We start from the raw sequence: 25,214 nt of genomic DNA on the forward strand, positions 1-25,214 counted from the left end.
ATTTCTAAAATAATTATTGAAGTAAGATCATATTATTAAGTCAAAATTCTAGCTGGCTCACATATTTCTTTTTCTCGCCACCACTGTTTATTTATATGTTCTTGATGAACGTAAAAACTCTCCCCCGGCATTGGCGTCAGCAGCGTTATATGTTCTTTTTGACAATGGGCAAGCAAATCTAAAATCGGTTCGTCCCAGCGGTGAGTAAACAGTTCGTATGTAGCCCAATGTACTGGCAACAGTTTTTTCGCATTTAAATCGCGAAACGCTTGCACGGTATGATGAGCCTGCATGTGCCCCCAGTTTTCGACAGGATAACCTTGGCCTTTCACATCGGCAGCCACTTCCAAACAGGCAATGTCGATTGGTCCACATCGCTGTGCGATCTCGGAAAAGTGCGAGTCGTAAGCTGAATCGCCACTAAAATAGAGCGTCTCTTCTTTGCCTTTGATGACCCAAGAAGCCCACAAGGTCGAGTTTTTATCGAAATAAGTACGACCCGAATTATGGTTAGCAGGCGTACAAATCAGTTCGATTCCGGCATAGTGCACGCTGTCCCACCAATCGAATTCCACGATGTTGTCTGCGCAAACACCCCACTTTATCAGATGCTTGCCAACCCCTAAGGGCACATAAAACGTCACGGGTTTATCGGCGTAGAAACGTATGGTCGATGCTTCTAAATGGTCGTAATGATCGTGCGAAATCACGATAATTTCAGGAATCGGCAAACAATCTCTGGCATGGGTATTGGGAATATTGCGTTCAAACCACCCTTTTGCGATGAACGGAGAAGCGTAATCAAATACCGGGTCGGTCAGAATTCGAATACCATCGACCTCCACCAGCATAGTGGAATGGCCCAGCCAAGTAAGGCGCATCGATTCACTTCGCTGCGCAAACTGCGTAGGTTGAATTGGGGAATGTGGCAGATGTTCGTTAGGACTCAACGGCGTTCTACCACCAAGATAACTCCAACACACCTGCCAGAATGATTGCGGGCTAGGGACATTTGGCATCTCGTTTTTAACGCGGCCGTTTTCAAATTGAGGCGAATGGTGAACACGGTGCGCCAACTGCGCATGGTAGGTTTGAGGCGGAATCAGTGAATCTGACTTTTGTGTCTTTTGTTCACTCGTTAGGTATGTGCGCTTAAGTGTCGTCTCAGACATATCGTTATTTTGTCTCGCTTGTGAACGCTCAACAGTAGGTTTATTAAAACGTGCGTGTATGTCTATTTCGTGACCAAAATGAGGTGTAAGATGAAGATTCAGTTTCAATCAAACGTCTTCTATTTAAGGAAACGGTTCTCAAACCTTCTGAATACTGCGTCGGTTTGAAAGGAGAAAACTATGGTGACTTGCAGCCAATACGATTTTATTGAAATCGCCTGTATGTTTAAGCTCCCGATCGAGATCACACTAAAAAATGGTGAAACTCATCAGGGCAACGCGTTCGACACAGGCTACGACATGCAGCGACAAGAGTGCTTGTTTTTAGATATGGATGGTGAGCACACCGCCTTCCCGACTGAACAATTAGTCGCAATGCGCGCGCTCAAAGCCAATCCGCATTTTGACGAAGTGACGTTTGAGTAAACGTCCGTCTTTCATTGACACCGTCCAATAAAAAACACCTCTCAAGCAAATACAACTTGAGAGGCGTTCTCTGACACGATTCACCGGAACTTGTTGTTATTCACGCGACCTGATGAAAACCAGCATCGGCATCATGATCACGAACATCACTCCCACAAGCTGGAAGGTGTGCACAAACGCGACCATTTGCGATTGCTGCTGCAACATCTGTTGGTATTGGTCTAACGCAACCGGATCGGTAATAGAAAGCCCCTGATTGGCCGCCCAGTCATGCAAGTTAGGATTATAAGGATTAATACCCTCTCCCAGCGCATGCCATTGCTGCTGACTATCACGATATTGGAACGTGGTGGCGATAGAGATACCAAACGAACTACCAATGGTACGGAACAGATTGTAAATGCTCGCCGCCGCGACAGATTGCTCTTTCGGAATCGTTAAATACGCCAAGGTGGACAGCGTCGAGAAGGTTAAACCAAGCCCCATGCCCTGAATCATACTCGGCATCACAATCCAAAATGTATCGATCTGCAGTGAGTATTGCGTCATCAAATAACTACCAATCCCGATGCAGCTCAAGCCAAAGACTATTTTGATTCTGGGATCGAATTGCGGATTGAGTTTAATCACCAAAATCAACATCGCCGCTGACGCCAATCCACGCGGTGCCATTAATAAGCCAGTGGTTGAGACCGGATAATCCAGCAAGCTTTCCAACAGCATCGGCTGTTGAGTCGTCAGACCAAACATCGCCATCGACACCACGGCAATCATCAATGACGAGACCATAAGGTTTCGGTCTTTCAGTAGCCACAATGGCGCTATTGGACTTTTTGTTTTCCAACTGCGATAGATCCACATCACCAATCCCATTACTGCGAGCAATATCGCCGTCTGGATCATGCGTGAGTTGAGCCAGTCTTCTTCGTTACCTTTATCCAACACAAACTGCAACGCGCCAACACCTAACGCCATGTAACCGATGATCCACCAGTCAAAGTTAGGTTTGGATTTGTTGTCGATGTGGATATAGCGATAAATCAAAGAGGTACAAATCAAACCGAATGGCAAGTTGATGTAAAAAATCCAGCGCCAATTGATGTTGTCGGTGATCACGCCACCCACGACTGGGCCCAAAATAGGACCAAGCAAAATGCCGATGGAGAAAATCGCCATCGCTTTGCCTTTTTGTTCGTACGGATAAATCTGCACTAACGTCGACTGCGCCAATGGAATCACCGACGCGCCGAAAGCGCCTTGGATAATGCGAAATAGCACCATCTCTTCAAGAGACTGTGCTTGCCCACAAAGCGCACTGGCAACCACAAAACCGATCACAGCAACCAGCATGACTTTGCGTTCACCAAAGCGAGACACCCAGAAACTGGTCATCGGAATGAAGATCGCTTCCGCCATGCTGTAACCCGTCAGCACCCAAGTAATTTGGTCTGCCGTTGCGCCCAACGCGCCCATCATGTGCGATAGCGACACGTTCGCAACGGTCATATCGATTAACACCATGATGGCAGAAAGCATCACGGCGACGGTGGCAATCCCCCGTTTGTCTGCCGTAATTTGATGGTTCATTGCACGCTACTTTGCAAATCAATAGTGACTTCTGAGCTCGCACCCACGCGAAGTTGCGGCGCATCGACCGGTACTTCTAATGCCAAACGTACAGGGAAACGCTGTTTGATTTTAACCCAGTTACCCGTTGCGTTTTCTGGTGGCATCAAGGAGAACGATGTACCACTCGCAGGCGACAGCTGTTCTACCGTTGCTTTCCACACCACGTCTGGGTACATATCAATCACCACATCCGCATGCATGCCAGGTTTAATATGAGTAAGATCGGTTTCTTTAAAATTCGCGCGTACCCAATAGCTGTCTTTTAAAATCACAGGGAACAGCGTTTGACCCACGCTAACGACCGAGCCTACGTGCGTATTGATTTCACCGGCAATGCCATCCACTGGTGACGTAATGTCGGTGTAGCTCAAGTTCAGCTCCGCTTGCGCTAACTGTGCTGCCGCTTGTTGAACGACCGCAGCCTCTACGCCTTCTTCACCACGGTTCGCAATGGCTTTTTCTACCGTCGCGCGCGCTTGCTCTAGGCTCGCTTGAGCATTGGCTAGTTTATTTTTCGCCGTATCTAAATCTTGGTCCGACGCCAGTTTGCGTTTCACTAGAGAATCCGTACGTTTGTACTCCACTTGCGCTTCTGTCAGGTTAGAGCGCGCCGCATCTAAGCCCGCAACGGCTTCAGTTACCTGCTTATCGGCAACGTCATGTTGCTGGACCGCCAATTGGTATGCCGCTTTTGCTTGCTTCACTGCCAACAAATATGGGCGTGAATCTATCTTCAGCAGTAGGTCACCTTTATTAACAGATTGGAAATCTTTGACATCCACAGAAACCACTTGGCCTTTTACCTGAGGCGCTACCGACAAAATTTTTGCCCTAACGTAGGCATCTTCCGTGCTTGGATGACTGTCTGAATACTGCCAAGACCAATACATCGCACCAAATGCGATAACACAGAGAGTAAAGAAAACAGTTTTTACCAGCTTAGATCTGGAGGAAGAATGCTTCGCGATGTCGCCGCTCATTTATATTGTCCACTTGTTCAATTATGTGATCAGTGTAGGACTTTTCGATCTTCGGACAATAAAATGATTTGCAAGGTAAAGATCCAATTTTGCATGTTGCTAAGTTGAGTAAATGATGTGCAATCAAAACGAGGATAAAAAAGAGGGGCAGTCCCCGTAACCGCCCCCAAAGTCATGCCAATAATAGTAATGTGCGTGTAACTACTGGTTTTTCTTAGAACTTGTAACCGCCGCTGATCATAAATACCCAAGGGTTAATTTTGACGTCGGTTTTTTGCTTCGCTCCACCTGCTTTGTAAGTTGCTTCTGTTTCAATGTTTGCGTACCACGCAGCAGCGTTGAGGAACCATTGATCGTTGATCATGTAGTCCACACCAATATTCGCTGCTAGACCGAATGAGTCATCCAACTTAAGATCTGAAAGGCCAGCGCCTTTACCCGTGCTATTGAACCCCTCATCAAAGAACATGGTGTAGTTGAGACCTGCACCAACGTATGGACGGAACTTACTTTGAGAATCGCCAAAGTAGTACTGCACCATTAGCGTTGGTGGTAAATGTTTGGTTTTCGCGATATCACTACCAACCAAATCTGTCGAAATATCGTGGCTGAATGGTGTTGCTGCTAGAAGCTCTAGGCTGATGTTATCTGTGAACATGTAGCCAAACGTCAAACCAAGCTGCGTATTTGAGTCAACTTCTAACTCTTCTTGAGAACTAAGAATCTTATCGCTGCTGTCATTTGGAACAACAGACGCCGCACCAACACGAAGAACGAAGTCACCTTGTTTATGAGCGAAAACACTTGGTGACACGAGTGCAGCAACCACTGCTAGACTGCAGATTGTTTTTTTCATTTTTTATTTCCTTTTATAGGGCTTCGTTATGTCGTACCCAAAGGTGTGCCTGCTGACTGGCCTTAGATTTCAAGTAAACTCAGCGCCTTGAAGCACACGGGCATCTATATTTTTTTGAGCTGCGCGCAATCTAGCACATAGAAACCCTACTATTTTGATGGAAATCAATTTGTGAAAAATATAGGTTTTTCGTATAGAGAAACGCCATACCGATCAACAAATTATGCAAATCGGATACAATTTTGTAATGCAAACTGTGCGTGTGAGAAGCTATGCATGCTCAAAAACACGAATCCTCTCGCTAAGGTCCGTAGCCAGCAAAAACTTTTTTCTTCCTCTACGTCTTCTATTTTCAAAAAATAACCCACTTAAAACGCTCGTTTGCCCCCTTAAAATCGCGATTTGAGGGGTTTGTAAAACACTGAAATACAAGAGGTTATTTTTCTGGAAAATCAGTCACTTGGAATGCTAGTCTGCTCGCAGCTAAGGAGAAGACATGTTAAAAACCGATCTCATTTTTGAACGAGAAAACTTTTCTCATCACGATTTTCAGAATGCCACCTTTAAAAACTGCCACTTTTATATGTGCAGTTTCGACCATGCCGATCTGCGCGATGCTAAGTTCATCGACTGTCGCTTTATCGAATCCAAAGCGCTAGAAGGGTGTAGTTTTCGCTTCGCAAACTTAAAAGACGCCAGCTTTACGAACTGTATGTTGGCGATGAGCCTGTTTAACGGCGCAAATTGTATGGGCTTGGAGCTGCGTAAGTGCGATCTCAAAGGGGCAAACTTCCAAGGTGCGAACTTTGCTAATCGCGTCAGTAACACCATGTTTTTCTGTTCTGCTTTTATTACTGGCTGCAACCTTACCTACTGTAACTTCGAGCGAGCGTTACTAGAAAAATGTGACCTCTTTGAAAACCGTTGGAACGGTGCAAACCTCGCAGGGGCAAGCCTCAAAGGCTCGGATTTATCTCGTTGCGAATTCTCGCCAGAACAATGGGGAACCTTTAACGTTGAGCAGTGTGATCTGACTCATGTCGAACTAGACGGGCTAGATGTTCGCCGCGTTTCTCTGTTTGGTGTTAAAATTTGTGATTGGCAACAAGAACAATTGCTTGCGCCTTTTGGACTGATCATTATCTAAGGAAAGGCCATGAACCTGTTTAAAGACTTACCGAATAACCTCGACGAGGAAGTGTTCGAAGACCTGCTGACCCACAAAAACCTGCGTATAGAACGCATTGTCTCAACAGGGCAAACCTCGCCCCAAAGTGGCTGGTACGATCAAGAAGAACATGAATGGGTATTGGTTCTTAAAGGAACTGGAGAGCTGACTTTTGAATCAGGTGTAGTGAAACGACTTGAGGCAGGCGATCACGTTACGATTCCAGCTCATACCAAACACAAAGTGAGCTGGACTGACCCAACGCAAGAAACCATTTGGTTGGCAGTGTTTTATCAATAAACACAAAACGATCTTAAATCGAAAAATAGGCGCTGAATTTGCTCGATACTACCAAGCCGTCACTGGCACTGTTTGATTTTGATGGCACCATTACCCGAGAGGATATGTTTAGCCTTTTCCTCCACTATTCTGCTTATGGCCTGCGCAAGCGAGTAGGAAAGGTCGCTATCATGCCATTTTATGCGCTGTACAAACTCGGAGTGTTACCCGCTCGTCTTATGCGTCCGCTCAGCAGTTTTATTGCATTTTCAGGGAAAGAAAAGCAGCAAATTGAAGCGATTGGCGCTCAGTTTGCCCATGAAGTGATCCCGCTGTACTTACGGCCAGAAGCGATGGAAAGGTTGGCGTGGCATCAACACAGAGGCGATACCATTGTGGTGGTGTCGGCATCACTCAATGCGTATCTCAAGCCTTGGTGTGAAGCGAACGGTTACCGCTTGCTGTGCAGTGAACTGATCTCAGAACAGCCAAAACTGAGTGGCTTTTACCAGCAAGGTGATTGCAGTTTAGAAAGAAAAGTCTCGCGCGTTAAGGCGGCGTTTTCGCTCGACGAGTTTGAGTCTATTTATGCCTACGGTGATACACACGAAGACATTCCGATGCTCAAACTGGCAGACTATGCGATGCTCAACTGGATCGAGTGGAGAGCAAGCGAATAACGATATGTGCTCTGATTTTCAAGACAACCACTCCACCAAAGTGGTCGTTTTAGACTGAAAAAACAAACCCTTCTCACATGAGAAGGGTTTTATTGATCAGGGCCCGAATAACTGGCTTAACGCCATACCCCCCATTGACCCGTTGTGCCTGGTTCCTCACCAGACGTCCACCACTGGGCAGTCCATTCTTTACCGTTGTGCGTCACCACATCACCTTGGTCGTAAACGGCCGTCTTGTCCCACAAGTTGGTTGGTTCAACTGGTGGCGGTACATCCGCTTTGATCAGTGACAACGCATAACTGAAGTCTGCGCTTGGCGCTAATACTTGGTTCGCATTCACGTTATTATTATCGAACATGTAGTGGTTCATCTCTTGATGCCAAATGCCTACATACCAATCGCCCGTTTGCTGCGCGTTAAATTGATCCGCAATTTCTGCCGCCCAAGTCGTCGTATTGTTTGCGCTGATTGGCAGTGAAATATCAACAATTTCATTGCCTGTCGCATTAAACGTACGGAAACGGATGGTGTCACCCGCTTCTACTGGTCCAAAACCTTGCTGAACAAAGTAGCCCAGAGATGTCAGATTATTACCCGGTTCGGTTGGATCAACGGGGTCAGTCGGCGGCGTCGTACCTGTTCCGTTTAACGTAATGTCACTACAGTTGTAGAAACCTTCACCAGCCACATCAATGCGCTGCCAACGAGTATAAAGCACTGCATCGCCGGAACGATCAGCAGGGAAAGTCACCTGAATACGGTAGCGTTTTTCCGCATCAACATACACGTCACCTGCGGTGTCGATCAGCTCTAAATCACTCCAAGTAAGCGGTTTTGAATCATCATAAGTCGGCTTGGTGAGATAGAATTCCCAGTACGATGGGTTGTGCGGCGCCTTGCCGTAAAACACCAATTCAATCTGGTTGTTTGCATCTGGCGTAACATTGGTGCGCTGCCAGTTTGGAGAAGGAATGTTCAAGCCTTTCTTAGCCGCATCGCCGGCAGAACACAGTTCACCGTCACGAACCACCGCCTGAACGTGTGCCATGTCGCGGTAGTTTGGTACGTTCGCCGCAATTTCGCTGCGTTGCACAAACGGGTACGCGCCGGATTCTTCAAAAGCCGCTTTACACGCTTGGTTAGGGATCTCGTTGGTCCAAAAACCACCGTCTAAATAACACGTATTTTGACGAGCACTTGGAAACTCTACCCAGCCATGGGCGTTGACGTTAAATGAGCTCAATGCGGCAACAGCGCTTAAGCTCAAAAGAGGAAGTGTTACATGTGATTTCATCGTTCATCCTTAATTTTGCTGACTCGCCGCTCTGAAACACAAGCGGTTTAAGCAAAACTAGCAGGATGGGATTATTTAGAAGGTGAGAATAAATATGGAAATTGTAAGAGTGCCATCTGCTTTCCAGCATTTGTTGTGAACCATTCTCATACTCGACTGACTCTTTCGAGTCACTTCAAATTCGTGCGCCACAAAAACTGTCACTCTCGTTTGGCTAGCGCTCGTCTTTTGGTGTGTCCATCACCACCATGGTTGTGATCGACTTGACGTGTTCGCACTCACCCAACACATCAGCGTGAAACGCTTTATAAGCGGCGAGATCTTGCGTTTCCACACGCAGCAAATACTCGTTCGCACCAGTGATGTTGTGACATTCCACCACCTCGTTTACAAAACGCACATGCTCTTCGAAACCCAACTGCGCCTGCTTAGAGTGCGAGGCCAAACCAATCGACACATAAGCGACAAAACCCACGCCAAGTTGCTGATTATCCAGTACCGCTCGGTAGCCTTTGATCACGCCTTTACGCTCTAAATCTTGCACTCGGCGTAAGGTTGCAGACGGAGATAAACCAACGCGTTCCGACAGCTCCACATTGGAGATTCTTCCGTCTCGTTTGAGTACTTGCAATATTCTTTCGTCAAATCTATCCATGATGATGTTTCATTGCTTATTTAGTTTCTAATCATCAAATAAAAGCACAATATTGACCTCAGTTCTACTTATAGTTGTTCTCAACTTATCGAGAACTGATTCAAGGAACAATCTATGGAATATCATCAACTGGGCGCTTTGGCGTTGTTCGCTTTTGTCTCCACTTTTACGCCGGGTCCCAATAACATTATGTTGATGACCTCAGGGGCAAATGTCGGCTTTAAACGCACTATCCCACACATGTTGGGCATTACCTTCGGCTTTGGTGCCATGTTAATTTTGGTGGGCATTGGCTTGATGAGCCTGTTCCATGCCTACCCGCTCACCCACTCCATTTTGAAAGTATTGAGCTTGAGTTATTTGCTGTACTTGACGTACAAAATCGCCACCAGCGACAAAACCGAAGCAAAACACGATTTTCGCCCGATGTCTTTTTTAGGGGCTGTCGCATTCCAGTGGGTGAACCCAAAAGGTTGGTCGATGGCGTTGACGGCGATTACGGTATACACCAGCGGCGGTTCTTGGCTTGAACTGACTTTTATCGCCGGTATCTTCTGTTTAGCCAACTTGCCATCGGTGACATTTTGGACGGCGGCAGGCATGCAATTGCAGCGTTGGTTGACCACCGATAAACGCGTTAAGGGGTTCAACTACAGCATGGCCGCTCTGTTGCTTTTGTCTACGATTCCAATGATATAAGTCCATCTATGGTTAAAAAACGACTCACTTTACGCGGTTAGAGAAAGGATAAAGGTAATATTTTTCTTGAGGCTTTGGCGTTAATTCACAGTGTAAATTTGTTTAAAGACGCTACCCTCTTGTTAGGGAACTTGATAATCTTTAAATGAGAAAGAGAATAATTATCGAGTAAAGTAACAATGAAAAAGAAGCCTCAACCTAAAATGCTTGTTGTCACAGACACAGAAACCATCACTCCAAACATGCAGCGCATTACCTTGCAAGGTGAGGCGCTGAGCCACTTTCCTCGTGACTGCGAAGGCAGTTACATCAAATTACTGTTTAACGATATGGGCGGCGCGGATCTGAGCATCCTGTCAGAAGACGACCGACCAATAATGCGCACCTACACAATTCGACGCTTTCATCCAGAAACCAGCTCAATCGAAGTGGATTTCGTCCGACACGTAACGCAAGATCTGCAATGCGGATTTGCCGCACGTTGGGCAATGGCCGCGCAAAAAGGCGACACGATCAGCATTGTTGGGCCAGGTAGCATCTCCAACTTAAATACGGAGGCGGATTGGTTCTTCATGGCTGCCGATATGACCGCACTTCCAGCGCTTTCTGCGAAAATTCGTACGTTGCCAGAAGAGGCCAAAGGCTATGCAGTGATCTGCGTGATGTCTCCAGCCGACATCCAACCTCTACACGCGCCAGCAGGCATGGAGTTGATTTGGTTAACCGAAGGGCAAGCCTTGGCTGATGGCGTTCGCGAACTCAAGTGGTTAGATGGTAACGCTTCGATATGGTGTGCGTGTGAGTTCGATTCAATGCGTGCACTGCGCCAATATTTCCGCAATGAGAAAGAAGTCGATCGCGAGAATATCTACATCAGCAGCTATTGGAAGCAAGGCGTGTCTGAAGATGGGCACAAAGTGATTAAACGTGAAGACGCGGAATCCAACCAATAGTGGTTCATGTCTTTTCGATTCCAGCTCTCATCCTAATAAAAACGCCCGGCATCACCGGGCGTTTTTCATCATCATGTTTGACGTAATCAGTGTTTGTAAGACTCCGGCACGTCCGCAATGTAAATCGCAGGAACGCCTTCAAAGTCACTGGTAAACAACACACCATCATCGTTCGGTGTGAATGACGGATGCGGGTGAGTAATTTGGCGATCGCCATCCAACACATCCCAAGATGTGCTGTGCTTACACAGTTTTTGCGCCGATTTCGCTTTTGTGTTCAATACATACAAGAACGGGTCATTTTCGATGTTGTAGCTGTCCGCGTCTGCAACATCAACTGGCGCATCGCAACCATCACCAACCATCAAAGAACCATCGAAGTTACTCATAAGGTGAGAACAAGGTGGCATCACCATCACTTCTTCATTCTCTAATGTCTCTGGGTTGGCTTTGTAAATCACGCGATCAGTTTGACCTTTGAAGTAAGAAACGTACGCCATTGCGCTGCCATCTGGAATCCAGAACTCGTGCGTGCACGATTCACCTTCTGCGTGCTCTTTGATTTTACGAACGTTGCTGCCATCTTCATTGACCAGCCACATGCGCGCATCCACCAAATCATGTGGACCTTCATGACAGAAACCAACCGTTGAGTCATCAAACGGACGGTAAATCGGGTGACCTAGCCACGCAGTGTCTTGATGGATCACCTCCAGCTCACCGGTTTCGATATCCACTTTAATTAGGCGACAAGTTGGATTGGTGTGGTAGAACTCGGCAAACTTTTCCCAAGATGTCAGCGGTTGCCAATCACGTTTTAAAATCTCGATGCCGACTAACTTGGTACAGTCAGAATTTGCCACCCAAGTACCGTAGCCTTTCCACTCTTCATCGACCGTATAAATGACTTGTTCTTCCAGCGTTTCTAAATCGACTTTCATCAAATTCAGTTCGTTTTTCACGTAGAAAAATGCACGCTCATCCGTCGAAATGAAACCGCCAAAGGTGTTGTCACCTTTACCTTCCGTCAGTTGGACTGCTTGTTGCGTTTCAAGGTCAAGCAGGTAATAGTTGCGATTTCCGTCGAAATCACCTGCAAACAGCAGCTTTTTTCCATCCTGAGTAAAGCACTTCTGGTAAAAGTAGTTACGGTGACAAATCACGTCCGTTGGCGTTAATCGCGTCACTTTCACTTGGGTATCACTATCAACAAACGTTTCGAAGTTGAGAGTAATCACATCACCTTTAGCCATAATATATCTCCACAAAAGGGCTGCCCAAGCGAGGGCAGCCAAAACAAAAATTCAGATTATTGGGTCGTTGTCGCGGCTACTTTAGAGGGCTGCGTGTCTAGCTTGGCACTCTTCTTCAAGCCGTAGCCCACAGCAAAGACTGACGCTGCACAGGCAAGGAACAATAAGCGGCCCCATAGTGGGTTTGGAATCAACACCATCAGTGTTAAACCTGCGGCCATGTAGATAACCAGCGTACCCAATTTCGCGCGTTGCATGCGGTCAACAATGTCTTGGCCTTCTTCTGCAACACACTCGGTGTCCACATCTTTAAAGAATTCCGCCGTTGTCTCTTTGTGCGTGTCTGTTTCTTCTTTGTAGAACAGAGTCGATAGGCAGAAGAAACCAGCAGTAAAGACAAGGTGAGCAGCAATGGTGATCATTGTGCGCATTTCACCTGCTTCGCGGCGTGTTAGCTCATCCATACCGAACCAGCTACCAACAAATTCTGGAGTGAAGATTTTCACCACTGACCAAGAGACAAACATACCAACCACAACTGTTGCCCATGGTGCCCATTTCGGCGTTCTACGAATGATGATGCCAAGGAACAATGGAACTAGGATTGGTGATTGAAGTAGCGTCGCCACTTGCATCATTAGGTCAAACAAGCTTAGGTGCTTCAATGAGTTGAAGAACTGAGCCATCATGATAACGAGGATGCCGTTCACCAAACATGCGATTTGACCAGCACGCAGTAGCTCTTTATCCGAAGCTTGGCCTTTACGCACGATGTTTGAGTAGAAGCTGCGAACGAAAATACCTGAGTTACGGTTTAGTGCAGAGTCCATCGAAGACATGGTCGCCGCAAACAGACCTGCCATGAGCAGACCAACGGTGCCTAGAGGCATTGTTTCACGAGCGAAGACAAGGTAAACCGCATCGCTTGCTTTCGCACCCAATGATGAGTATTGCGTTGCTGCATCTGGGTACAGGATTGCTGAAGCCCAAGGTGGGATGAACCAAATTACCGCGCCAAATAGCATCATCACAAGCGCCATCAGCGCAGCTTTGCTTGCGTTTTTCGAATCTTTCGCGTTAAGGAAACGGTAAGACTCCTGCATGTTGTTGATACTTTGCAGCTGTTTCACTACGAAGAAGATGAACGTACAAACTAACAGTAGTGGGTAGTTCATATCTGGGCCCATGATGAAGCCACCAGGGAAGTTCTCAACGATCTCGCCAGGGCCACCAACGACGTACAATGCAACTGCCGCACAAGCAATGGAGATAACCGCAACAACCAGCGTTTGAATAAAGTCCGACGCCACTACGCCCCACGCACCACTCAGCAATGAGATAGCCAATACCGCAAGGCCCGTCACCCAAATGGTAGTCACGATGTCGGCATTAAATACCGCAGAAGCAAACACACCCAAACCATTTAGCCAAACACCCGCGTTAATCACACTTAACGGAATGATTACCCAAGTGAAAAACTGCTCGTTAGTGTTACCAAAGCGGCGTTTTACCCCTTCAGTTGGTGTATCGACTCGCATTTGGCGGAAGCGGCGAGCAAAGTAGAAGTAAGCGAAAACGTACGCCACCATGTTGCCAACAAACACGGCCAATACCGCGAAGCCATCGTTAAACGCTTTACCCGCTGCACCGGTAAACGTCCATGCAGAGAACTGAGTCATAAATGCTGTGGCACCAACCATCCACCAAAGCATCTTACCGCCCCCGCGGAAATAGTCGCTGGTACTATTGCTTGCCATTTTTTTGAACAGCAAGCTGATTGCCACCATTAGGGCAAAGTAGCCTGCTATTACTAAGTAATCGTATTCCATAATAGAAACCTCGAAACGCTGTTTTAATTTAGATAAATTATATTTTCAAAAAACAAAACTAACTGAGACAAAAATCAAAACAACGGTTCATTTTTTATTTTTTGCGCTCAAACGTGATGAAGATCAATAGTGAGCGTCTTGTAAATAATTGCGGATCCATACTCGTCGTTGCTGCATTCCCTTAGTTAATCTTAGAACCAAAAAGAGATTGTCACTGACAAGTCGAAAAGCGTAAAAATGCGACCGTTGTAAGGTGAGTTTTGACGAAAAAAAGGGCTCCTGAGAGCCCGTGGTTACTCGTTAGTGAATAAGTTGCTTAAGCTGCATCGCCTCTTGCTTACCCGGAATGGCTTGTTGGGTATCAATCACCGACGCTTGCTTTAATGGCGCGAGCGTTTTGCTATCGACCGCTTTGCCATCACTGGTGTAAGTCGTGCCATTTTCGACCAACGCATTGCCAGTCGATTTCGCACTGTTGATCACGTCGTCATATTTGCTGCTGACATGGAATCGGTAAGAACGGTTATTGGTGAACGTGCCTTGCTCAATCTCGCCGGAATATGGGCTCTTACGGAACAAGTAGTTGAAGCGCTTGTTATCAATCGACACGTTGTCGCTCAATACCAGTGCACCAGGGTTAAAGTTGTCCGTGAATCCGTCCATATTGTTATTGAAAGACAAGCTGTTTTTCACCACATGTGGAACCGGAATCCCCTCGCCGCCTAGCTTGAAGCCGTTACCAATCGTGCCACCCTTGTTGGCAACATCGAGTGTGCGACCGTTGCTGAACGAGATGGAATCCAAAATGGTCACCGCACCGTTTGCGCCATCTTCCACTTTGTTGAACAAGTCCCAACCGTCATCAATGTTGTGGTGAGACAAACAACGGATGAAAGTGTTGCCATCGCCGATGCGCATCTTGGCCGCAAAACCGTCTGCGTTGATCTGCGAAGGATCCATGTTGTTGTAGCTTTCGCTTTCAATCACTTGGTTGTAACTTGCCCATAGTGCGCGGCCAATGTTTTCAGGAGAGGTGATCACGAAACCAGTATCTGGCGCGCCGTGTGTCACCATTTTTTCGAAGGTGTTGTGGCTACCATGAACAATGAACTGCGCACCCGCAACTTCAATACCTTGGTAATGCCAGTAATTTGCCTCGTGACGAAGTTCCGAAACAAAGCGAACATTGTCTCCTTCCGCACGTAGGTGCTTGAGCTTGTCGACACTGCCACTCGCTGTCAGCGGGATTTCCATCCCTTGGTAGTCGCCATCTTTCAAAATGATGGTACCGCCAGCAGGAAGCAGTTCTACTGCGGTAGCTAAATCAAGCGGTTGCGCTTGAGATCCGTTGCCTTTGTCACTGCCGTTTGGTGCAACATACAGCGTCATTGGGTCTGGCAGAGAAACAACGTCAACGCTGTAACGGTGCGCTTGTGTCTCTTTGTTTGGGCCGTCAATGGCGGTGAATCTCACTTCCATTTGATTCGCGCCGCTATCAAGTGTCAGCCACTGGCTGAACAGCTCACCCGCCGTCACGGTTTGCTTCGCTACCACTTTGCCATTGTGCAGAACTTCAAATTCGCCCGAGTAGTTGGCACGAGCTTGAACCGGATACTCCTTGGTTGCAGAGCGAGGTGAAGAAGCGATTTGGAATACCAATTCTCCCTGCTTGGCCGCGTATTTTGGAGCGTCCACGGTATCCGCCGCAGCAAGCTGCAAATCGACATTGCTCACCGTCATTTTTGCATTGCGTGACGCAAAGAAGCCGACGTATTGCGAGTCTGAGTTTTGCATTTCAACGATATTGGCATTCGCGCCTTTTACCGCTTGCTCAACGAATTTTTCGCCATTACGGTAGCTGACTTTGAAACCATCATTGGTGCGTGTCAGCGTCATGCGGTAGGTTTCAGCCGTGCCGTAAGGCACCCCTTCCACATAATCGACACGGCTTAAACGGTTACCCGGCGTTCCCCAAGGTTGATAAACGCCTTCACGAAATGATGCGTTGATGTTGGTCATGCCATCGTTCGTGCGGGTGTGAGAACGCATTAGGTTCATCACCATGTTCGATGCAGACGGAAACTCTTCATGGCCCTCTGGTTGCGGCACTAAACGCTCGGCACCTAGAATGTCGCGCACCATCAAACCTGCGCCTTCTTGGCGGTTTGGTGTCGCGCCTGTTTCCGGGCCAAGCTGTTCAAGCACCACATCCGCACTGAGGGTAAAGTTCACATCGGTTGGTAGCTCGGTGTAGTAAAAGGTGAGTCCTTCATGCGAGTTGGCTAACTTGCCACCGCGGCTTTCAATGGTAAATGTGGACGCTAACTTGCCAGCAGCGACAGCATCACCATTGACCGTCACTTGGTTCACGCCGACTTTTTCCGGCAAAATGGTTGAGCCAAAGTTCATGTCGGTCGATTGACCAAAAGTGATCGCTTTCCAAGTCAGGTCTTCGACCTTAATCTCAGCAGCGTGTGCGGCTGGGGCCAATATGGCCGCCAGACACAAGGCTAAAGTGTGTTTTTTCATGGTCACTTTTCCTTGTTAGAAGTTGTATTTCAAACCGACACGGAAACGAGGAACATATTCATCTTTAAACTCTGAGCCGTCACCCTTGTGCGTGATAGCCGCGATAGCGAAGAATGGAATCACGCCACTTTCCAGCTTGGTGTATTCGCCTTTAAAGTCGATAAGCTGATCATGACCTTTGTCTTTCCAGCCACCTTCACCGCCATGAATATCTTTGTACTCCGCTTCTACGCCAAGCTTGCCCCATTCAAACTTACGGTTTGCGTAAAGGTTGAGCTGGTTGTAACGCGAGTCGTCCGTGTTTTTGTACCCATGACGAATACGCGCAGCGACATCCCACTCGTCATTGATTTTGTACGCGCCCGTCAAGTTGTACTTGAACACTGACGCACCCGATGGGCTGGCATCAATGTTAATGCCCGGCGTTAGAGAGAAATTGTCGGTCGCTTTCCAACGGTAGCTCACGCCAGTTTCATGGCCTGCATTACCCATATGACCATCTTTATAGTTCCATTTTGCTTCCACGCTAAAACCGATTTGGTTGTCGAAACGGTGAGAAACGTAAATACGATCTCGATGTTCGTCACCATCACGATCAGGCACATATTCATGACGAATATCCACCGATGCGGCAGCCGCTAAACCAGAAGTCATTGCAAGTAAGAGTGCAGAAGTAAGGTATCTAACTTTCATTTTGAAACACCATTTTATTTTATAATAAATCTTGTTTTAATATATTCATTATTACGTGCTGATAAAGTTCTTATCGGTATTTTTGTGATCTTTAAAACGGTGTTTTAATTTTTTCGTGAGCTATGACACATGACTTTATTGGATTCGATGATCGTAATGATCTATCTGCTCTTTATTGGGATCGCTGCATGGCTATTTCGCCGCTTTTCCACCTCGTCGAACGACTTCCTTCAGGGTGGAGGAACCATGATGTGGTGGATGGCTGGCGCGACCGCATTCATGACACAATTTTCAGCGTGGACGTTTACGGGTGCCGCTGCCAAAGCGTATGAAGATGGCATCAGCGTGATGTTCATCTTTTGGGGAAATGCGTTGGGATTTTTCGTCGCGGCGGCGTTTTTTGCGCGTCGCTATCGAAGGTTACGCGTAGAAACTGCCATGGAAGTGATTCGAGTGCGGTTTGGCCACACATCAGAACAGCTATTCACATGGTTAAGCTTTCCGCTGACTTTGATCGCCTGCGCTATTTGGATGAATGGATTGGCGTCTTTTTTCTCTGCCGTTTTTGCCATTGAGATGTCGACCACTATTCTCGCTATGGGGGTGATCGTCACTTTGATCGCCGTGAGTGGCGGCGCGTGGACGGTGTCTGTGACGAATGTGATTCAATTAATTTTGCTGATCGCCATTACTCTAGTGATCGGCTATACCGCACTGCAACGCTTTGACTCACCAAGCGAAGTGTTTGCGTACACCACGCCAATTTATGGTGAACAGATCAGGATGCCGTCTCTGTTTGTGATGTGGGCGATCGCCATGCTGCTGCAACAAACCATGAGTAATAACCACACCTTGAGCTGCTATCGCTTTCTGACCACCGCCAACGATAAAGACGCCACCAAGGCCGCATTCGTTGCTGGTGTGCTGTTTGTTTTTGCCCCTGTACTGTGGTTTATGCCAGCGTGGTTCGTGGCAGCACAAAACATCGATTTACTGGCGATCTATCCTGCACTAGAGCAGAGTGCGAACAACGCCGCTTATCTCTACTACATCCAGCATTACATGCCTCAAGGTTTACTCGGATTGGTGATGGTGGCTTTGGTGGCTGCGACCATTGCGCCGCTTTCATCAGCACACAACCGCAACGCTGGCATTGTGGTCAAAAGCCTCTACCAAGTGTGGTTCAACCCAAATGCTACCAATCGTCAGCAGTTGATGGTTGGAAAAATTGCGACGATAGTATCTGGCGTATTAGCCACGGTCACAGCTTTACTGCTGGCGTCTGTTGAGTCGTACAGCTTGTTCGACATGATGATTGTGTTCGCGGCGTTCATTCAGATGCCAATCAACATCCCATCTCTGCTTGCGCTTGTCAGTTTGAAAACACCAAACTGGTCGGGGTGGGCCACCGTTATGGTCGGATGCGCAGTATCGCTCTTTATGATGTTTATCTTTGATGTACAGTGGCTCTCTTCCTTGCCATTAACGCCAAGAGAAAGCAAAGACCTGTCCGTGGTCGCAACGCTTGCCGTTCATTTACTGGTGACTGGAGGCTTCTTCCTGTTTACGCGGGTCTTTTATGCCAAAGAGCCACCATCAATCCAGCAAAGTCGCACTGCACTTGCGATTCAACTAGCCACACCGATCAGCGACGAGGAGCTGTCCCCTATCAATCATAAGCAAGGACTTTATGTCGGCTCCATCACAGCGTTGGCGGGCATGTTACTGATTCTTGCCGGCGTCGTGTTAGCGGGCTCTTCTCAATCCATCTTTGTCGCAATTGGCTGCATTGTGTTGCTGTTTAGCTTGTTCCTACTACAACCTACCCAGCACTCTAAACGTGCTTGGCAGAAACAAAAAACTAAGTAAGTAAATGGGTAAGTAAACCGTATTGGGCGCGTTGTTTTGTGTCGCGCCTAGTGGAAAGCTGGCTTTTAACTCGCCAAAACTGCACATAAAAAAACGCCTACGGTGGAGCCGCAGGCGTTGGCAAATTGCTCAAAAGATCGTTCGACTATCTACGATAGTTCTCGGCGCTAACCGGGGTGAGGAATTATTCGATAATTCCCGCAACTTCACGAACCAGCTTCGCCAGTTCATCCCATTGCTCGTTGTCAATCAAATCGCCGGGTACCATCCAAGTACCACCACACGCTAAGACTGAAGAAATAGACAAGTAATCTTTAACATTGCTTGGGCTCACGCCACCGGTTGGCATGAATTTTACAGGATAAACCGCAGATAATGCTTTTAGCATCGCGACGCCGCCTGACGGTTCTGCTGGGAAAAACTTCAGCGTACGCAGACCCATTTCCATTGCTTGTTCAACCAAGCTTGGGTTGTTGACACCAGGGACGATGGTCACGTTACGCTGTTGGCAGTATTTCACTGTAGTTGGGTTGAAACCTGGGCTCACAATAAAGTCCACGCCCGCATCAATCGCTTCATCCACTTGCGCGCTTGTCAGCACAGTTCCCGCGCCAATCAACATCTCTGGGTACGCTTCGCGCATGTTTTTGATCGCTAAAGCGGCATCCTCAGTACGGAACGTCACTTCAGCACATGGCAGGCCATTTTCAATCAGCACCTGTGCCAATTTCACTGCCTTGCCTGCGTCTTTGATCGCGATAACAGGGACTACTTTAATTTCTGAAAGTTGTTGGTTCAGATCTTTCATTTCATCGTTCCTTAAATAGTTGGCATCGCTTGGCTTGGAATGATCGCGCCGCGATGTTGAATAACCGTGCCAGCCACTTTGTGGCCAGCAAGCGCAGACTCGGCAACGTCTCCGCCTAAAATTCGTTTTGCAAGATAACCCGCACTAAAAGAATCACCCGCCGCCGTGGTATCCACCACAGCATCAACCTTCAAGGCCGCAACGGTGTGTTGTTGATCTTGTGTTACAACAAAACAGTCGTCCGCGCCACGTTTCACGATGATCTCTTTCACGCCAAAGTTTTTCGTACGGCTGATCGCTTCATCTTCGTGCTTATCTCCCCACAGCATGACCTCGTCATCGAAGGTCAAAAATGCCATGTCGGTGACGCTGAGGATCTTTGAGTAAAAATCACGAGCTTGCTCGATGTTAGGCCAGAGCTTAGGGCGGAAGTTGTTATCGAATGCGATTTTCACACCTTCTTTACGGCACATTGTTAGCAGCTCAATCAACATCTGACGACAATCGTCCGAGATGATCGCCAAGCTAATGCCACTCAGGTAGATCATTTGATGCTGACAAAGATCTTTCACCAACGACAGCAATGCTCGTTCACGCAACCAGTATTTTGCTGCCGCATCATTACGCCAGTAAAAGAAGCTACGCTCGCCATCTGCGGCGGTTTCAATCGCGTAAATGCCTGGCAATTTATCTTCAGAAAGGTAGACCATGTCCGTATTGATCCCCTCTTCACGCCATGCCGTTAGCATTTCACGACTAAACGGATCATGCCCTAATCCCGTCACATACGAAGTTTCGACCCCGTGTTGTTTGGTTAGACGAGAAAGGTACACCGCGGTATTGAGCGTATCACCGCCAAAACCTTGCTGTAGCACGCCGTCATGTTTTTTAAGCTCCACCATACATTCGCCGATGATGGCGACACGACTGATTGGGTTCATGGGAAGTCTCCTCAGTATTTGATGTCGCCATTATTGCAATTACAAAACCAGTTAACAATAAAAATAAAACAACGGTTCATTTATTTCGTGAGCTTGATCTATCTGCGTGCTTTCTCGGTCAGATTTTGTAGCCATGCAGAGAGCAATTGCGGCCACGCCGCAACAGGCAAACCTTGCGCATCGCGAATACCAAAACCGTGTTTACCTTGCTCAAACAAGTGCATTTCGGTCGCGATTTCGTGCTGGCGAAGTGCTTGCCAAAACACGATGCTGTTTTCCACGCTCACGGCAGTATCGTCACTGGCATGTAAAAGAAAACAAGGCGGCATGTCTGACGTCACCTGTTTTTCTAGCGAGAATCGGAGAAGGTCAGATTCACGTTCCAAATTAGCCAGTAACTCGGCACGCGAGCCCATGTGCGCAATGTCGGTGTTCATACTGATCACCGGGTACATCAAAGCGCAAAAATCGGGCTTGGCAGATACACGGTCCGCCTCATCTTGAAGAGGATAAATATCCAATGCGTGACTCGTCGCTAAGCTCGCTGCAACGTGTCCGCCAGCCGAGAAACCTAACACACCAATCGATGATAAATGAGACGCCAAAGGCAACTGACGCACCAAACGCATTGCTCGCTGCGCGTCCGCCAGTGGCGTCCAAGCTCCAAATTCATGCCCTTCGTTTGGCATGCGATAGGTCATCACAAACACGGTAAAACCTGCTTGGTTCAACACGCGTGCGCTGTCCGCCCCTTCTTTATCCACCGAGACTCGCTGATAACCGCCACCAGGCATCAATAAAATACCAATCCCGTTGGATTGCTCTGGTTCAAACACGACAATTTCGGGATGCGTGATGTCAAACACTGCACGATCTGGTAACAACTCGTTCGGATTTCTTTCTTGATAACTTTGCACCAGATGGGAGGGGATTTGAGGCTCAGACCACAAAGGCAAAACGGGATGCTCAGGAAACCAAGTCTGTAGTGAAGTAATCGGCGCAACGTGCATGGCATTCTCTCCGGCTTAAAAACAAAAAAAGCCAGCTCAATGGCTGGCCTTAACCTATTTCCCGATAAAATGAGTGCTTAGTCTAGTAGCGACTTCACATATTCTGCAATTTCAGGCACTTGGCAGTGCGCAAAGAAACACTCTTGGAATTGCGTGCTGCCTACTGCAGTTTTCACTAGCTCTTGGTCGATAGCACGTAGACCTTCAACCACGTCTTTTGCTACCGCTGATTTCACGTTGTTTAGGATAGCCGCGTTCGCTTGCTGAGGTGCTGCACGCTCAATTGGGTAACCTTCGCCGCGTTTGCCTGTGAACGCTTTTTCGAAGATGTAACGAACGTTCAATTCACCCGCCCAACCAAAACCTTTCGCAAATGCTAGAGAAATCGCGTTGCCGTTATTGATTTGGTTGAACAGGAACGCGTCTGATGGCTCTAGGCAGTAACCACAAACAACGCCAGGGTGTAAGTTGCAAGACATCAATGCACCTTGGCCTGTACCACAACCAGTTACCACGAAGTCCACGGCTTTTGAGTTCAGCAGAATGCTCGCCATGATACCTAGGTGAATGTAAGTTAGGTGATGGTCGTTTTCATCCGTCATACCAACGTTGAAAACATCGTGACCAAGGCCACCTGCTACAGAGTTAAGCTCGCCAGCCACCATTGCGTTTTTCGCTGCTTGGCTGTTTTCCATCATTAGTGCAATTTTCATGTGTTACTCCTGCGGAAACTCCGCATTCAAATTTCAATTCTTAAACAAAATCTTTGCGCATTGGGGTGAAAGTATCGATAAGTACACCCGCTTTCAGACAAACGCAGCCATGCTCAATGTTTGGCTCTTTGTACATAGTATCGCCCGTTTTGACGATTTTTTTCTCATCACCGATGGTGAATTCAAACTCACCAGAAAGCACGTAAGTCAGCTGCTCGTGCGGGTGTGAGTGCATCGCACCAATTGCACCTTCTTCAAAGTGCACTTCTACCGACATCATGTTGTCGCTGTGTGCCAGTACTTTGCGTGAAATCCCTTCGCCGAGATCTTCCATCGGAATGTCTTGGTTAAATACGAACATGGTTCACCTAATAACTTGATTGATTAATCATGGATTCTGATTGCTGACGATGTAAGCGATAAATCGTCAATAAATTCATCACGATCACGGTCATTTCTAACAACGTTCCACCAATGGAACCCACCAGAATATTATTGGTTAGCCAGCAAGACGCGCCGAGCAAAAAGCCAATGCGCATCCTGATCCCTGACAAGCAGAACACCGAGTATGTACCAATCACCGTCCCGATAATCGGCCATAAATCACGCCATTGCTCTGCTACCCAAAAGCCACTGACTAAACTGATAACAATAAAGACAGCAGCGACTCGTTTCGACGAGACAAAAATCGCCGTGGTCGTTCTGAGCGCCGACAGCAATGCGCTCAGCGCAGAGACCATCGAACCCAGCAATAAAAAGTGGAGAAGATGATTGAGGTTAAAAATCAGCATCAAGATTTTTAGGTGCCTGTCATTTTTCTGGTAGAAGACGGAGAATCCCAAACCAAAACTAATAAACCCTAAAGCTTGCGCTAATATCGTGGTATCCACCATCACCTTCTCGCAACTCGATTAGCGCGCTAGCCAGCCACCATCTACTGCGATGGTGTAGCCGTTGATGTAATCCGCAGCTTTAGACGCTAGGAATACACAAGGGCCAGCTAGATCTTCTGGCGTACCCCAACGAGCAGCAGGAATACGGTCTACGATTTCTTTGTTGCGCTGTTCATCTGCACGCAATGCCGCCGTGTTGTTGGTTGCCATGTAACCCGGAGCAATCGCGTTTACGTTGATGCCGTGGCTTGCCCATTCGTTCGCCATTAGGCGAGTCACACCCATTACGCCACTCTTAGACGCAGTGTAAGAAGGCACGCGAATACCGCCTTGGAAAGAAAGCATTGATGCGATGTTGATGATCTTGCCGCCTTCACCTTGCGCGATGAACTGTTTTGCAACCGCTTGAGACATAAAGAACACAGACTTCACGTTGATGTTCATTACGTCATCCCAATCTTGCTCAGAAAACTCAATGGCATCGTTACGACGAATGATGCCCGCGTTGTTCACTAGGATATCAATGCGACCAAGTTCGGTTACTGCGCGGTCAACGATAGTTGGGATGTCGTCTAGTTTCATTAAGTTAGCGCGGATATCGACGAACTTACGGCCTTCAGCCTCTACTTTCTCAATCGTTTCTGTTGGTTCGCTGATGTTTACGCCAACAATGTCACAGCCCGCTTTTGCTAGACCAAGCGCCATACCTTGACCAAGACCAGTGTCACAACCAGTAACAATGGCCACTTTTCCCTCAAGGTTAAATGAATCAAGAATCATGTCGTTTTCCTCAATAGTAGGTAATGTCGTGATTTGGCGTCTTGGCCATGTCACTTTGTATGCATTCATCCTGACCCAAAAAGAAACTGTTTGCAATTTTTTTTGAAAAGGCGTTTTAAAAATATTGATTGCGATCTAGTTTTTCTGGATTCTTTAATTGCGCGGTTTCAAATTTTTGAAAAGGCATTTTAAAAATACTGGTTCTTAAATTTTTCAGCGATATAATGCAGAAAACTAAGAATGAAAGGGGCAACAATGGAAAAGTCGACTCAGCCTGAAGCGGTTTCGTCAGTACTTAAGGTTTTTCATATTCTTCAAGCACTTGGTGAACAGAAAGCCATCGGCGTTTCAGAGCTTTCACAACGTCTAATGATGTCGAAAGCGACTACTTACCGTTTTCTGCAAACCATGAAATCGCTCGGTTACGTGTCTCAAGAAGGCGAAGCGGATAAGTACTCTCTAACACTTAAGCTGTTCGAGTTGGGCGCAAAATCGCTTGAGTACGTCGATCTGATCGAACTGGCCGACAAAGAAATGCGCCACATTTCAGAACAAACCAACGAAGCCTTGCACCTTGGTGCGCTGGATGAAAATGCCATCATTTACATCCACAAAATCGACTCTGGCTACAACCTACGCATGCAATCGCGCATCGGTCGTCGCAATCCGCTCTACAGTACTGCGATTGGTAAAGTGCTGCTTTCTGAGCGCGATGAAAGCTTCGTTCGTGACGTATTGAGCGATGTCGAGTTCATTAAGCACACAGAAAAAACATTGGAAAACACCGATCAAGTGCTAGAAGAATTGGCGAAAGTGCGCGATTTCCACTATGCAGAAGATAACGAAGAGCAAGAACCAGGTCTTCGTTGTATCGCTGCGCCGATTTATGACCGCTTTGGTCAAATCATTGCTGGCTTGTCTATCTCATTCCCAACCATCCGTTTCGATGAAGAGAGAATGGAATATTACGTCGGCTTACTGCATCAAGCAGGTAAAAACATTTCTGAGCAATTGGGTTACCACGATTACCCGGCATAATCAGAAACAAGAGGCAGCCGCGAGGCTGCTTTTTTTGCCACTTAGAACAATGTTGAAACACCGGTT

General features: G+C 47.3%; 25 protein-coding genes. 8 read left to right on the plus strand and 17 right to left on the minus strand.

Annotated features, from left to right (window positions below; translation table 11 throughout):
- Nucleotides 1-35: 35 nt before the first annotated feature.
- Nucleotides 36-1,172, minus strand: a complete 1,137-nt coding sequence (locus tag MTR11_RS09355) for an MBL fold metallo-hydrolase (RefSeq protein ID WP_243328107.1) — start codon at nt 1,170-1,172, stop codon at nt 36-38.
- A gap of 180 nt (nt 1,173-1,352) precedes the next feature.
- On the opposite strand from MTR11_RS09355, the gene MTR11_RS09360 reads away from it, so the two are divergent.
- Complete coding sequence (locus MTR11_RS09360; RefSeq protein ID WP_005460845.1) at nt 1,353-1,598, plus strand: Rho-binding antiterminator; 246 nt, start codon at nt 1,353-1,355, stop codon at nt 1,596-1,598.
- Between the two features lie 96 nt (nt 1,599-1,694).
- Here MTR11_RS09360 and MTR11_RS09365 read toward each other — a convergent pair whose 3' ends face one another.
- The 3 genes from MTR11_RS09365 to ompW all read right to left on the minus strand — a co-directional run bounded on the left by MTR11_RS09365 (nt 1,695) and on the right by ompW (nt 5,063).
- Nucleotides 1,695-3,185 carry an MDR family MFS transporter gene (locus MTR11_RS09365; RefSeq protein WP_243327380.1) on the minus strand — a complete coding sequence of 497 codons (1,491 nt, stop codon included), beginning with the start codon at nt 3,183-3,185 and terminating at the stop codon, nt 1,695-1,697.
- On the minus strand, nt 3,182-4,207 hold the full coding sequence (locus tag MTR11_RS09370; RefSeq protein ID WP_243327381.1) for an HlyD family secretion protein: 1,026 nt from the start codon (nt 4,205-4,207) through the stop codon (nt 3,182-3,184). Before MTR11_RS09370 ends, MTR11_RS09365 begins: the two co-directional genes overlap by 4 nt.
- Before the next feature lie 214 nt (nt 4,208-4,421).
- Complete coding sequence (gene ompW, locus MTR11_RS09375; protein WP_243327382.1) at nt 4,422-5,063, minus strand: outer membrane protein OmpW; 642 nt, start codon at nt 5,061-5,063, stop codon at nt 4,422-4,424.
- A 496-nt stretch (nt 5,064-5,559) separates the two neighbouring features.
- Between ompW and MTR11_RS09380 the strand changes: the two genes are divergently transcribed.
- The 3 genes from MTR11_RS09380 to MTR11_RS09390 are packed head-to-tail and all read left to right on the plus strand — an operon-like array spanning nt 5,560 to nt 7,190.
- The gene (locus tag MTR11_RS09380; protein ID WP_047009754.1) at nt 5,560-6,210 is read left to right on the plus strand and encodes a Qnr family pentapeptide repeat protein; all 651 of its coding nucleotides are present in this window, start codon (nt 5,560-5,562) and stop codon (nt 6,208-6,210) included.
- A gap of 9 nt (nt 6,211-6,219) precedes the next feature.
- Entirely contained in the window at nt 6,220-6,531 is a 312-nt protein-coding gene (locus tag MTR11_RS09385; RefSeq protein ID WP_243327383.1) for a cupin domain-containing protein, read from the plus strand.
- Nucleotides 6,532-6,569: 38 nt separating this feature from the next.
- Nucleotides 6,570-7,190 carry an HAD-IB family hydrolase gene (locus tag MTR11_RS09390; RefSeq protein WP_046875594.1) on the plus strand — a complete coding sequence of 207 codons (621 nt, stop codon included), beginning with the start codon at nt 6,570-6,572 and terminating at the stop codon, nt 7,188-7,190.
- A gap of 116 nt (nt 7,191-7,306) precedes the next feature.
- Here the strand turns inward: MTR11_RS09390 and MTR11_RS09395 are convergent, their stop codons facing one another.
- Together MTR11_RS09395 and MTR11_RS09400 are read right to left on the minus strand one after the other, a co-directional pair.
- On the minus strand, nt 7,307-8,485 hold the full coding sequence (locus tag MTR11_RS09395; RefSeq protein WP_243327384.1) for a lytic polysaccharide monooxygenase: 1,179 nt from the start codon (nt 8,483-8,485) through the stop codon (nt 7,307-7,309).
- Between the two features lie 214 nt (nt 8,486-8,699).
- Nucleotides 8,700-9,140: an Lrp/AsnC family transcriptional regulator gene (locus MTR11_RS09400; protein ID WP_005482841.1), complete on the minus strand. Its 441-nt coding sequence runs from the start codon at nt 9,138-9,140 to the stop codon at nt 8,700-8,702.
- 114 nt (nt 9,141-9,254) lie between these two features.
- Here MTR11_RS09400 and MTR11_RS09405 point away from each other — a divergent pair, with 114 nt between their 5' ends.
- Entirely contained in the window at nt 9,255-9,839 is a 585-nt protein-coding gene (locus MTR11_RS09405; protein ID WP_005482872.1) for a LysE family translocator, read from the plus strand.
- A gap of 179 nt (nt 9,840-10,018) precedes the next feature.
- Nucleotides 10,019-10,792, plus strand: coding sequence for a siderophore-interacting protein (locus tag MTR11_RS09410; protein WP_140085477.1), 774 nt, complete (start codon nt 10,019-10,021; stop codon nt 10,790-10,792).
- A gap of 86 nt (nt 10,793-10,878) precedes the next feature.
- On the opposite strand, the gene MTR11_RS09415 is transcribed toward MTR11_RS09410, so the two are convergent.
- From MTR11_RS09415 to MTR11_RS09430, 4 genes are all read right to left on the minus strand, one after another.
- The gene (locus MTR11_RS09415) at nt 10,879-12,045 is read right to left on the minus strand and encodes an oligogalacturonate lyase family protein (protein ID WP_005460795.1); all 1,167 of its coding nucleotides are present in this window, start codon (nt 12,043-12,045) and stop codon (nt 10,879-10,881) included.
- A gap of 56 nt (nt 12,046-12,101) precedes the next feature.
- Nucleotides 12,102-13,874 (minus strand): sodium:solute symporter family protein, encoded by a 1,773-nt coding sequence (locus tag MTR11_RS09420; RefSeq protein WP_005487072.1) that lies wholly within the window; start codon nt 13,872-13,874, stop codon nt 12,102-12,104.
- A 300-nt stretch (nt 13,875-14,174) separates the two neighbouring features.
- Nucleotides 14,175-16,403 (minus strand): right-handed parallel beta-helix repeat-containing protein, encoded by a 2,229-nt coding sequence (locus MTR11_RS09425; protein WP_243327385.1) that lies wholly within the window; start codon nt 16,401-16,403, stop codon nt 14,175-14,177.
- Between the two features lie 15 nt (nt 16,404-16,418).
- The gene (locus MTR11_RS09430; protein WP_005482845.1) at nt 16,419-17,096 is read right to left on the minus strand and encodes an oligogalacturonate-specific porin KdgM family protein; all 678 of its coding nucleotides are present in this window, start codon (nt 17,094-17,096) and stop codon (nt 16,419-16,421) included.
- Nucleotides 17,097-17,225: 129 nt separating this feature from the next.
- Here MTR11_RS09430 and MTR11_RS09435 point away from each other — a divergent pair, with 129 nt between their 5' ends.
- Nucleotides 17,226-18,965, plus strand: coding sequence for a sodium:solute symporter family transporter (locus MTR11_RS09435; protein WP_243327386.1), 1,740 nt, complete (start codon nt 17,226-17,228; stop codon nt 18,963-18,965).
- A 184-nt stretch (nt 18,966-19,149) separates the two neighbouring features.
- Here the strand turns inward: MTR11_RS09435 and MTR11_RS09440 are convergent, their stop codons facing one another.
- The 7 genes from MTR11_RS09440 to kduD all read right to left on the minus strand — a co-directional run bounded on the left by MTR11_RS09440 (nt 19,150) and on the right by kduD (nt 24,110).
- Nucleotides 19,150-19,773, minus strand: a complete 624-nt coding sequence (locus tag MTR11_RS09440; protein ID WP_005460834.1) for a bifunctional 4-hydroxy-2-oxoglutarate aldolase/2-dehydro-3-deoxy-phosphogluconate aldolase — start codon at nt 19,771-19,773, stop codon at nt 19,150-19,152.
- A gap of 11 nt (nt 19,774-19,784) precedes the next feature.
- On the minus strand, nt 19,785-20,714 hold the full coding sequence (locus MTR11_RS09445; protein ID WP_025632390.1) for a sugar kinase: 930 nt from the start codon (nt 20,712-20,714) through the stop codon (nt 19,785-19,787).
- Between the two features lie 98 nt (nt 20,715-20,812).
- The gene (locus tag MTR11_RS09450) at nt 20,813-21,724 is read right to left on the minus strand and encodes an alpha/beta hydrolase (RefSeq protein ID WP_140354203.1); all 912 of its coding nucleotides are present in this window, start codon (nt 21,722-21,724) and stop codon (nt 20,813-20,815) included.
- 77 nt (nt 21,725-21,801) lie between these two features.
- Nucleotides 21,802-22,437, minus strand: a complete 636-nt coding sequence (locus MTR11_RS09455) for an RpiB/LacA/LacB family sugar-phosphate isomerase (protein ID WP_005460779.1) — start codon at nt 22,435-22,437, stop codon at nt 21,802-21,804.
- 40 nt (nt 22,438-22,477) lie between these two features.
- A complete protein-coding gene (locus MTR11_RS09460) occupies nt 22,478-22,798 on the minus strand; it encodes a cupin domain-containing protein (RefSeq protein WP_005467181.1) in 321 nt (106 codons plus the stop codon).
- 7 nt (nt 22,799-22,805) lie between these two features.
- Nucleotides 22,806-23,330: a YgjV family protein gene (locus MTR11_RS09465; protein ID WP_005497706.1), complete on the minus strand. Its 525-nt coding sequence runs from the start codon at nt 23,328-23,330 to the stop codon at nt 22,806-22,808.
- 18 nt (nt 23,331-23,348) lie between these two features.
- The gene (kduD, locus tag MTR11_RS09470; RefSeq protein WP_005482916.1) at nt 23,349-24,110 is read right to left on the minus strand and encodes a 2-dehydro-3-deoxy-D-gluconate 5-dehydrogenase KduD; all 762 of its coding nucleotides are present in this window, start codon (nt 24,108-24,110) and stop codon (nt 23,349-23,351) included.
- Nucleotides 24,111-24,365: 255 nt separating this feature from the next.
- On the opposite strand from kduD, the gene kdgR reads away from it, so the two are divergent.
- Entirely contained in the window at nt 24,366-25,148 is a 783-nt protein-coding gene (gene kdgR, locus MTR11_RS09475) for a DNA-binding transcriptional regulator KdgR (RefSeq protein WP_005460804.1), read from the plus strand.
- The last annotated feature ends 66 nt before the right edge of the window (nt 25,149-25,214 follow it).

Origin of the sequence: Vibrio sp. CCB-PB317 (assembly GCF_022808245.1) — a bacterium.
Lineage (GTDB): Bacteria > Pseudomonadota > Gammaproteobacteria > Enterobacterales > Vibrionaceae > Vibrio > Vibrio diabolicus.